The following is a 2,242-nucleotide window of genomic DNA, read 5'->3' as shown; positions in this document are numbered from 1 at the left end:
GTGGAAGCGAACAACGACGCCACCATCTCGGCACAGACCGGGGGCACAGTGAATTTCCTTCTGCCGCTGGGATCAACCGCGCGAGCCGGAATGGTGATCGCACGAATCGACGCCGGCCTCACCGATGCGGCCGTAGAGCAGGCGGAGGCTCAAGTCGCTTCGGCCACTGCGCAGCACAATCTCGCACGCGAGACCTTTGAGCGACAGGAGCCGCTGTTCCGTGATTCCGTGATCAGCGCCCTCGAGTTCGAAGGCGTCCGCACCCAGTTCATCGAGGCGGAAGCGCAGCTGAAACGAACGCAGGGCCTCCTGCGACAAACCAGAGAGCAGGCAGCGTACGCACGCATCACGGCCCCCTTTACCGGTCGGATCGAACAACACTTCGTCGAAATTGGTGAGCAGACCGGTCCAGGTTCACCGATCATTCGAATTGTGAACACGAGCACCGTCAAGATCACAACCGGTGTCCCGGAACGCTACGCCGGAGACATCCAGGAGGGATCATCAGTCCTCGTACAATTCAAGAGCTACGATGTGGATGATCAGTCAGGTATCGTCGCGTTCGCCGGAAGTGTCATTGACCGATCAAGCCGTACGTTTCCGATTGAAGTACAGCTGAGTAACCGCGACGGCAACCTGAAGCCCGAGATGATCGGGAAGGTGCTCTTGACGAGAGATCGTCTCGCAGATGTCATCGTGGTCCCACTCAATTCGATCATCCGCGATGAGAACGGAACGAATGTCTTCGTCGCGATGGCCCGCGATGGCGACAAGATCGCCGAGCGGCGCCCCATCACGGTGGGCTCGACCTATTCGGGTCGCGCGGTGATTCTGAATGGCCTGGAGGAAGGAGCCGAACTCATTGTCGCCGGACAAAACCTCCTGACACCGGGCGATCGACTGGACGTAACATCGGTCAGCACAACAGCCGACGCCGTGCCGATAACCGCAGCTGCGACCACTCAGGATTCCTAGCAGACGCCACTCGTCCACAACCCGTGGACTCCGACATCGAGAATCATGAAGGTTACCAACCTCGCCATCAGCTACCGGACGAGCGTGCTCGTGCTCACGATCATCCTCGTCGTAGGTGGCCTCCTGACCTATTCGACAATCCCGAAGGAGTCGTTCCCATCCATCGAAATTCCGAACATCATTGTCACGACGGTCTACCCGGGAGCAAGCCCGGACGACATCGAGTCTCTGATCACGCAGCCGATCGAGCGAGAGATCCAGTCGGTGAACGGTATCAAAGAGATCCGGTCTACCTCTACTGAGGGCGTGTCGACGGTCGTCATCGAATTCGACCCGGACGTTTCTATCGATGACGCCTTCCAGAAGATTCGCGACAAGGTCGACATTGCGAAGACGGAACTGCCGAGCGAAGCGGAGGAGCCGTTGGTCAACGAGATCGACCTGCAGGAATTCCCCATCATGACAATCAACCTGGCCGCCGACTACTCGCTGGCCCGGCTGAAGGATGTCGCGGACGATCTCGCGGACGAACTCGAATCCATCTCATCGGTCCTTCAGGTGGATGTGGTTGGGGCCCTGGAAAGAGAGGTCCAGGTGAACGTTGACCTGAACGCATTGAAGGCCTATAACCTCACATTCGGAGACATCGTCGCAAAGCTTCGCGAGGAGAACACCAACATCCCCGGCGGCTCGATCGACGTCGATCGACTCAATTACCTGGTCCGGGTGGATGGCGAAATCGAGCACCCCTCCGAGATTGAACAGCTTGTTCTCGACACGCCGGGCGGCCGACCGGTCTACGTGCGCGATGTTGCCGAGGTCGTTTACGGATTCAAAGATCGTACGTCGTTTGCCCGCCTGCAGGTTCTGCAGGTCGAGGAGGAAGATGGCAGCCTTACCCGACTTTCAGACGACCAGGCGCAAATCCTGCCGGTTATCAGCCTCAATGTCAAGAAGAGATCGGGAGAAAACATCCTGGATACAGCCCGGGATGTGGAGGCCATACTGGCATCATTCGCTTTTCCGGGAGGTACGCGGATCGAAATCACCGGCGACCAGAGCGAGCAGGTTCTGACGATGGTCAAGGATCTGGAGAACAATATCATCTCCGGACTCATCTTCGTTGTCGCGGTGCTGCTGTTCTTTCTCGGAATGCGCAACGCCTTTCTTGTCGGTATCGCGATCCCGCTGTCGATGTTCGTTTCGTTCCTCGTGTTCGACACGCTCGGCTACACGCTCAATTTCGTTATCCTCTTCAGCCTGATCA

The 2,242-nt window shown here is 57.8% G+C and carries 2 protein-coding genes; both read left to right on the top strand.

Features of this window, described 5'->3' with window-relative positions; translation table 11 throughout:
• A partial coding sequence (locus HKN37_11350; protein NNE47244.1) for an efflux RND transporter periplasmic adaptor subunit occupies positions 1 to 975 on the top strand: 975 nt, incomplete at its 5' end.
• Positions 976 to 1,020: 45 nt separating this feature from the next.
• Positions 1,021 to 2,242 (top strand): efflux RND transporter permease subunit (locus HKN37_11345; GenBank protein ID NNE47243.1); only part of this gene is annotated, 1,222 nt, incomplete at its 3' end.

It is taken from the genome of Rhodothermales bacterium, assembly GCA_013002345.1.
Classification (GTDB): domain Bacteria; phylum Bacteroidota; class Rhodothermia; order Rhodothermales; family JABDKH01; genus JABDKH01.
This window is presented reverse-complemented; position numbering and strand designations above follow the sequence as displayed.